This is a genomic window from Silvanigrella sp., assembly GCF_044369315.1.
In the GTDB taxonomy this organism is placed as follows: Bacteria; Bdellovibrionota_B; Oligoflexia; order Silvanigrellales; family Silvanigrellaceae; genus Silvanigrella.
Map to the genome: position 1 here is coordinate 1 of NZ_JBIPMD010000156.1, position 8,088 is coordinate 8,088.

Sequence of the window (8,088 nt, forward strand, 5' to 3'; positions counted from 1 at the left end):
TTTTCCATCTCCATTTAAATCTCCTCCTCAAAAGGAGATTTAATTCTGGATTTATGCTTTGTAAAAATCACTTATTGGGAGGACACTTTGACGACAAAGTTTGTTTCTTTACATTAAAGAAAAATAAACCCATAAATGATAAAAAAGATCTTCTATCATTAAAAAGAATAGGTATTATTCGAGGAGGAGCAGAAGAAATTATTTTAAAAGATCTTAATTTAACAAAATCTATTGATGAATCTAATACTCATCAATCCCTTATTCAAAAATTATTCGCAGAAAGATTAGACGCTATTCTTTTAGGGTCATTAACGGCAAATCTTTTATGGCACAATAACGGTTATCCTCAAGATCAATTACAATGCGGAAGACCTTATACTTATAACAGTCAATTTATTGCAGCTTCTCTTAGTAGTGATAATGAATTTATAAAAACCATTTCAATTGCGATGGAAAATTTCAAAAAAACTCCGGATTATATTAATATTCTACAAAAATATGAAATTAAAGATATAAATAAAATTAAAACAATTCAAGAAGAAATAAAGAAATAAATTAAAAAAACCTGTTTTTAAACAGGGATTCCTGTTTCTCTTAGAATATGGTTTAAACTTACTTTCGTATCTGTTTTTGGACTTCTAAAAGCGATAATATAGGCGCATTGAATTGGCACTTCGCCACCGGCAAACTCCTTCTTTCTTGTTCCTGCAACCACAACTGCATTAGGGGGGACAATACCTCTATATTCTTTTTTATCTTGTGTTGTTACATCATAGATTGGCGTTGAAGAAGTTAAAGAAACATTGGCAGCAAGAATAGCACCCTCACCTACAATAGTCCCTTCAACAACGATAACACGACTTCCCAAAAAGGCATTATCACCAATGATAACGGGTCTTGCATTTTCCGGTTCAAGCACACCACCAATCCCAACACCTCCTGCCACATGCACGTTTTTTCCAATTTGTGCACAACTTCCTGCAGTAGCCCAAGTATCAATCATGGTTCCTAAACCAACCCAGGCACCTATATTTACAAAACTAGGCATTAAAATAACGCCCTTAGAAATAAAAGCCCCTTCGCGTACGACAGAACCATAAACAGAACGAACGCCAAATGATGCTAAATCTTTTCTTACATCTAATTTATCATGATATCCAAGAACCCCTGCGTGAATTCGGTCTTGAAAAGAACTTGTAACATTTCCACTTAATTCCCATTTAAATGTTTCAGCTGTTCTCATTCTCATTGCTAAAAGGATTGCTTGCTTCACCCAAATATGGACTTCCCAGTTTTGTAGATCTTTCATTTCTACTTCACCACAATTGGGTCCCTCTCCTTCAGGAGAAGAAACACGTAAAGTACCATCTTCTAAATATCTTAAGCATTGAGTAATACATTCTTGTGATTCTTTTCTTTTTAACAACTCTGGAGTTGAAAAAATTTCAGAAATATTATCTTGTAAATTATTTAAGTCATGCAAAGAAATTGATTTCATAATTTAAATTCTCCTGAATCTATTTTTAACTGCCATTTTTGTAAACATTCTTGTATTTTTTCCACAGTAGGAACCAAAGCCATTCTAAAGTTTCTACTACAAGATTCTCCAAAAACGGAACCAGGTGTAACCATAATACCCGTAGCATTTAATAAAGCATCTGAAAATTCTTTATCTGTCTGATAGGTATTTGGTACATCTCCCCAAACATAAAAAGTAGCGTTGCTTGGTAAAGCAGAAATTTTATTTTTTGCGAAAAATTGATCGATTACTTTTCTTTTATTTGCAAAAATACGACTTCTTTCAACAACATGTTCTGTATCATCCCATGCCGCAACAGCTGCTTTTTGAATAAAATCAGGAGTTCCTAATCCTACATTGAGCCGGTATTTTGCAAAAAGAGAAATAACTTCTTTTTCTCCTGCAACAAAACCAGAGCGATATCCCGTCATGCCACTTCGTTTACTTAATGAAAAAAAGCTCAAAACATTTTTAAAATTATTTTTATATGAAATTTCTAAAAAAGAAGGTGGAATTTCTTGTCCTTCATAATACATATCTAAGTAACATTCATCGGAAAGAATAAAAATATTATGATTTAGCGCCCACTCATATATATTTTCCATTTGATTTTTAGAAATAATAGCCCCTGTTGGATTATGCGGATAACATAACCAAACAGCAGCGATTTTTTTTGCAATTTCATTTGGAATTTCAGAGGGATCAAAAACATAATTTTTTGATTTTTTTAATGGATTGGCATAGGGAATTCCACCAGCTAAAATAGTGCCTGCTTTATAAACGGGATAACCAGGTTCGGGAAAAATAACGATACGTTTATCAGAAGCAGAATTTAGCAATACCTGTGGAATATGAAATACAGCTTCTTTACTCCCATTTGAAGAAATAATATGTTGATCTGGATTTAATTCAATTGATAATCTTCTTTTTGCCCAATTTGAACATGATTTTGTTAATAAAGCAGACCCCATATTTGAGGGATATTGACTAATATCATCTATATTTTCAATTAAAGCTTTTTTAATAAAAGAAGGAGTTGGCTCTTTAGGATCTCCTAATGTAAAATCAAAAACTTCAATTTTTTGAGCCTCTAATTTACTTTTAATCTCTTCATTTTTTGTCAAACCGAAAGGATTTAAAGATAATAACCAAGAATTAAATTCATTTAAATTTGCCATAAACACCTCAAAAATGTTAACTCCAATGAAGAGATATATCTTGAGGAGAGATATTCAGCAAGTAAAGGATTCAACTCGCTGTTTTTTTCTTTTTAGAGAGATTGATTAAAAAATAGAGATAACTGTCGGGGTTATGATCAAATTCCATTTTTTGTTTGCAATTAGGGCATAATCTTTCAGGACCATCCGTATATTTTTTTTCACCTGCTTGAATATCAAAACCAACAACAAGAGTGACAGTTTGCGAAGTATTACAGTTTTCGCAAACATATCTCGCATCAAAAGATTCCACAAAACATTTTTTATTCAAAAACTCGGGAACCATTGACAATTGATCCACAACGGAAAAAGAACAGTTGATATAATGAATTTCAACATCTTTTAATTTATCCAGAGCTAAAACCCACTTACGAACGCCACTACTGTTAATTCGATTGATATTTTTTAAATCTAAAAATAAAACTTCATGATTTTTTTTAAATAACTCACTAAAATCGGAACTTTCATCGATCATTCCACTTATCGAAACATAATCTTCTTTTTTCCATTCAAAAGACAAAACATTTGTCATGCAGGCTCACCTGTATTGCGATTAGAATTCATTCTTTCAATAATATGAGCACAAAATTTAGATAATTCTTCAGGATTATCACAACATGATATTAAGGTACCAAGTCTATGAGCTATTATAGTAGAAATTTCATCGGGAGGAAGAGAGTCATCTAAAACTCCTTTTTTGATTAAATCATCAATTTCCATAGATAAGCGCCATAATCTAACAGTTTGCGCCTCTGGAGCCTTCTTTTTTGATTTTGATAATTTTTTATCTTTTTCTATTTTCTTTTGCGCTAGATGAACAATTTCTCCCATGTACACCTCTTTTTTATCAAAAGCCCATAGATTCCATTCTACCATAATACTTTATCGGCTTCTTCTGGGATATTCTTTTTAATCCACATGCCTGCCGCTTCTTTGACAAGTGGTTCTTTCGCTTCTTTCAATAACTTACGGTAAATAGCGAGAACTTCTTGATCTTTATTTCCTCTTTCTTTTTCAATACGTTGCACGTATTGAAGCCAATCTTCAGCCCCTTTATCAATCCCAAGTTTTTCTAAATAAGGCAATAAAATTTGACTATCTAAGTAAACAGTTGGATTTTTTAAGGAAACAGAAAATAAGGCTTTCGCAAATGCACTCTCACATGGCATTTTTTGTTCATTTATTTTATCTGTTAACAAGTTTAACCATTCTTTTTTATCTTTGGTTTTAGCAATGGACTCCCATTTTTCCGAGTTGAATTGAGAAGATGATCTTAACATCCAATAACAAAATGTATTAGATGAATAAATTAATTTTGGTTCATTAAATAAATCTTGAGAAACGGCATTGTTTAATAAATTATTTGCAGATTTTGTGGTGAGTAAATCAAACTTCATAAGTTCTCTTAAAGTTAACATTTCCCAAAAATCTTCTTTCAAAATAACTTCAAAACTCGATTTTTCTATAACTTTTACTTTTTTCACCCAAGTCTCGCTCGATTTTCTCAAAGAGCTATAAGCCAATAAAGCATTATCAACAGAAGGCTTCTCGGATAAATTATAAAAAAAAGTTTGCAACGGTTCTCCGTCTTTCCCTACTTCTGATTTTCTCATTTCATTCCATAAAGAAACATTATTAACAAAAGAACTACATCTTAGTAACTTTAATTTTTCGTCTTTTCCCCATTTTAAACCTTTCACATAATTATGATTGTTATTTTTTAATTTCTCAAGGGAATCTTTATTTTTCATATAATATTCAATTAATTTATTACAAGCATTTTCAGAAGCTAAAAAAGTCCCCACAGATAATTCCAATTCTTTTATTCTGTCTGTAAATAAAACTAAAAACTCACTATCAGGAAATTCTTTGGCATATTTATCAATGGCTTCTTTTTGTTTTAATGATTTTTCTACAACAGTCATTCTACTTTCTTTAGCAGAATCTTCTTGTAAATTTTCTAAATCTACTTTTAACATGCATGCTTTCGCTTGTTTTTTTAAGACATCTCTTGAGTTTTTAATTTTTTCAACAACTTTTTGGTACTCAACTCTTTTTGTATTTTTAGTTAAGCCATTTTGATATAAACAAAATATTCTAACTTGCGCGTCTGCTGCAACAAAATGATTATTAAATTTTCTTAAAATTACTTCATAATAATTTTTTGCATTATTGCTATTTCCTTTTCTCTCTTCAATTTCTGCTAATCGAAGATATGCCCAAGGACTAAACTCAGGATCTCCAATTAATTTTAAGAATCTTTCATAAGCTTTTTGGGCTACATCATAATTACCATACCAATAAGCACTTTCTCCACCAAATATTAATGAACTTGGTACTTTTTCAGCAAATGATTTTGAAAATAGTTCGGCCCAAGAATAGGATCTTCTTGCCCATCGTAATAAGTCGAGATCAAAATAAGCATTTCCAGATAAATTAAACATGAGAGCAGATATTTCGGGATGTCCTTTTCTTAAAATACCACTTGAAATATATTCTAATGATTTAGCAGGATCTTTTGCAATTAACATTGCTGTTGCTCTAAATAAATCCGTTGCTGCTAAAAAATCGGTATTATTTTTTGGTGCAATATAAATTTCATTTTTTACTAATACAGGTGTTTTAACAATAAGAGGAGAACCTTCTGTCATTTTTGGATAATTAAAATTTTGAAAATAATTTTCAATTTTTTGAGCTGAATTAAAAGCCCTTTGCCATAGCATAATCCCCTGATTCATTGCCATTGTATTCGCATATGCCAAAGGCATTACAGTTTGTACCCATTTTAAAGAATCGATAGGATCTTTTAATAAAGTAACGGAAGTTTTATTCCCCCATACTTTAGCTGTTACTCTAAAATAAACCGGAGATTCAAAAATACTTTTATAAACGGGTTCTATAATATCTGTCTTTTGTTTTGGTAAATAGATTGTGTCATCTATTTGAGTTGATATATATGAAAAAAGTACTCTAGAAATAGCATAATGATCACCTTCGGTAAAGTCTTGGGGAATAGGAGGAGATATTTTAGGATTCCAAACATGAACAGTTGTTACGTCATTCGTAGCCAAATGTAACAAAAAAAAGGCATGTAACAAATTTACTTGAAGCCGCTCTAAAGATTGAATTGGAATTTTATCATTTGCTAATTCAAGCTGTAAAAAGAAAAAACAATCATAAGCAAATTGGAGCCTATTTTCAGCCCAAAAGCCCTGGCAAACGTTTAACTTTGAAATATAAGGATTTTCAGTAACAAAATACGCCAATTTTGTTACGTTATAAGCTGGATAATAAATAGTGAGTGGAGGTCTTTTTAATTCGGGAGGAAATCCATATTTTAGTGAATTATCTGGATTTTTATGTGAATCAAACCAATTTTTAGGCTCCTCTTGTTTTGTACTACTAATAAAGTCGGCTATAAAGTAAAATGAATTTTGTATTTTTTCGCGTATCTTTTCTTGTGGCATTTTTTGAATATCTTTAGTTTGTAATTTTTCAATTTGTTTTAACTCAGATTTGTTTTGGGGAATGATATCTTCGTTGATAAATAAACTAGGCCATTCTTGAGCAAATAAAAAGCCACTGTTTAGACAATATAAAAAGAAGATAAAATAAATCATTTTTAATATTTGTAAAAAATATCTTATTTTTAACATTTTACCCCCCTTACTGAAAATCATCGGTTAAATAACTACCAGTTCGAATAGGGAAAATTTGTTTATATATTTTCTGTCATCTGAGAATAAATTTCATGCCTATTTAAATTAGATTCTTCATTTTCTTTTAATTGAAGAGAATTCTCATGTTTTATCCTTTCATCCATTTTACTCAAAATATCTTCTATTTTTTCTCGGACGATAATTCGAGCCCCACTTAAAATGGTTATGGTGGTGTCAGGAAGAGTTTCAATCCATTGAATGTTTGCAATATTAAGAAATATCTCTTTTCCATCTAATCTCGTTAATTGGATCATGATAAAAATCCCTCCCCCTATTACATTTGCCAAATTGTTTCTTTTTATCCTAACGTATTTTCTATTGAGATAGGTTAGCACTTTCTTTTATGAGATAAAAATAATTTAAGAAAGAGCCTCCAAAGGAGTTCGTTTTGCAACTTGAAAAAATTCAAAATAAAGTATTAAAAATTATCTTCTTTACCATATTTATTGACCTAATTGGTTTTGGAATGTTTCTTCCTATTCTCCCTCAAATTGCCCGAGAATTCCATACCTCTGATTCTCAAATTGCATTCTTGGCAACTTGGTTTGCTTTTGCCTCGTTTATTTCAGGAGGACTTTTAGGCTACATTTCCGATGTTTTTGGACGCAAAAAAATTTTGTTAGTCACAATTCTCATTTCTTGTCTTTCGCAATTTTTAACAGGCATTGCGAATTCCTATTTATTTTTAGTTCTAGCAAAAATTTTATCTGGAATTGGATATGGGAATATTGCGACCGCTCAAGCATGTATTTCTGACATCACAAGCAATAAAGATAGAGGACGTTATATGTCCATTATCGGATTGGCATTTGGGGGAGGTTTTACCGTTGGCCCCATTTTCGGTACTTTAGCGGTTTTAACAATTGATAAATTTCAATTGTTTCAAGGTAGTTACCTTTTTGGAATTGCGATGATTGCCGTTTTTTTAAACATATTAAATTTGATTTTTGTTGCTTATTATCTTCCCGAAACGCACTATAAATTCGCTAATGTATTTTATAGAGGTATTTTCGAAAAAATAAATCCGAATTATCTTCCTAATAATACCCCAATTCATTTAAATAAACAAAGTATAATGTATGCGATAAAGCAAATTCTAAAAATAAAAGTATTTATCGCATTTATGGTAATTTTATTTCTACAAATTCTTGCTTTTAGTGGAGTTGAAACTTTATTGCCTTTTATTTTAAAGGATGCCTACTTTTTTGGGAACTTAGAAATCTATAAAAGTTACATAATCATTGGTCTATTTTCTATCATTGCCAACGCTTTTATTGCTAAAAAAATTCTCAAAAATTTTAAGGAATCTTTGGTATTAAAATGGGGGTATCTCCTTTTAATTTTAAGTATGATTGGAATTCCCTATTATGCCCCTCATCCTTATTTTTTGGTTATCAGTCTTTCCTTTTTGTGCGTTGGCATTGCAATTTCAAATCCTGCGATAAATACATTAATAAGCTTATCTACCCCCCAAAAATATCAGGGTTTCGGATTTGGTATTGCTCAAGGTGTCCTCCCAATAAGTGATTTTTACAAAGCATAAATCCAGAATTAAATCTCCTTTTGAGGAGGAGATTTAAATGGAGATGGAAAATAGACTTTTAAAATTGTCAGAGCAAGTTGCTTTTGAAAG

The 8,088-nt window shown here is 31.0% G+C and carries 8 protein-coding genes; 2 read left to right on the forward strand and 6 right to left on the reverse strand.

Annotated features, from left to right (window positions below; genetic code table 11):
• Positions 1–53 precede the first annotated feature (53 nt).
• Positions 54–554, forward strand: a complete 501-nt coding sequence (locus ACIQ56_RS11895; RefSeq protein ID WP_397601277.1) for a substrate-binding periplasmic protein — start codon at positions 54–56, stop codon at positions 552–554.
• Positions 555–571: 17 nt separating this feature from the next.
• Here the strand turns inward: ACIQ56_RS11895 and ACIQ56_RS11900 are convergent, their stop codons facing one another.
• From ACIQ56_RS11900 to ACIQ56_RS11925, 6 genes are all read right to left on the reverse strand, one after another.
• Positions 572–1,498, reverse strand: a complete 927-nt coding sequence (locus ACIQ56_RS11900) for a 2,3,4,5-tetrahydropyridine-2,6-dicarboxylate N-succinyltransferase (RefSeq protein ID WP_397601278.1) — start codon at positions 1,496–1,498, stop codon at positions 572–574.
• A complete protein-coding gene (locus ACIQ56_RS11905; RefSeq protein ID WP_397601279.1) occupies positions 1,495–2,697 on the reverse strand; it encodes an aminotransferase class I/II-fold pyridoxal phosphate-dependent enzyme in 1,203 nt (400 codons plus the stop codon). Before ACIQ56_RS11905 ends, ACIQ56_RS11900 begins: the two co-directional genes overlap by 4 nt.
• A gap of 70 nt (positions 2,698–2,767) precedes the next feature.
• On the reverse strand, positions 2,768–3,268 hold the full coding sequence (locus ACIQ56_RS11910) for a hypothetical protein (protein ID WP_397601280.1): 501 nt from the start codon (positions 3,266–3,268) through the stop codon (positions 2,768–2,770).
• Entirely contained in the window at positions 3,265–3,612 is a 348-nt protein-coding gene (locus tag ACIQ56_RS11915; protein WP_397601281.1) for a hypothetical protein, read from the reverse strand. The genes ACIQ56_RS11910 and ACIQ56_RS11915 overlap by 4 nt, the downstream gene beginning before the upstream one ends.
• The gene (locus ACIQ56_RS11920) at positions 3,606–6,392 is read right to left on the reverse strand and encodes a tol-pal system YbgF family protein (RefSeq protein WP_397601282.1); all 2,787 of its coding nucleotides are present in this window, start codon (positions 6,390–6,392) and stop codon (positions 3,606–3,608) included. The genes ACIQ56_RS11915 and ACIQ56_RS11920 overlap by 7 nt, the downstream gene beginning before the upstream one ends.
• A gap of 62 nt (positions 6,393–6,454) precedes the next feature.
• On the reverse strand, positions 6,455–6,709 hold the full coding sequence (locus ACIQ56_RS11925; RefSeq protein ID WP_397601283.1) for a flagellar FlbD family protein: 255 nt from the start codon (positions 6,707–6,709) through the stop codon (positions 6,455–6,457).
• Positions 6,710–6,843: 134 nt separating this feature from the next.
• Between ACIQ56_RS11925 and ACIQ56_RS11930 the strand changes: the two genes are divergently transcribed.
• Positions 6,844–7,998, forward strand: a complete 1,155-nt coding sequence (locus ACIQ56_RS11930; protein ID WP_397601284.1) for an MFS transporter — start codon at positions 6,844–6,846, stop codon at positions 7,996–7,998.
• Positions 7,999–8,088 lie beyond the last annotated feature (90 nt).

What these genes read in the sequence shown, in the direction of transcription:
- ACIQ56_RS11925 (WP_397601283.1), bottom strand. Translation starts at nt 6,709, where the DNA reads ATGATCCAATTAACGAGATTAGATGGAAAAGAGATATTTCTTAATATT.
- ACIQ56_RS11895 (WP_397601277.1), top strand. Translation starts at nt 54, where the DNA reads ATGCTTTGTAAAAATCACTTATTGGGAGGACACTTTGACGACAAAGTT.
- ACIQ56_RS11910 (WP_397601280.1), bottom strand. Translation starts at nt 3,268, where the DNA reads ATGACAAATGTTTTGTCTTTTGAATGGAAAAAAGAAGATTATGTTTCG.
- ACIQ56_RS11905 (WP_397601279.1), bottom strand. Translation starts at nt 2,697, where the DNA reads ATGGCAAATTTAAATGAATTTAATTCTTGGTTATTATCTTTAAATCCT.
- ACIQ56_RS11900 (WP_397601278.1), bottom strand. Translation starts at nt 1,498, where the DNA reads ATGAAATCAATTTCTTTGCATGACTTAAATAATTTACAAGATAATATT.
- ACIQ56_RS11915 (WP_397601281.1), bottom strand. Translation starts at nt 3,612, where the DNA reads ATGGTAGAATGGAATCTATGGGCTTTTGATAAAAAAGAGGTGTACATG.
- ACIQ56_RS11920 (WP_397601282.1), bottom strand. Translation starts at nt 6,392, where the DNA reads ATGTTAAAAATAAGATATTTTTTACAAATATTAAAAATGATTTATTTT.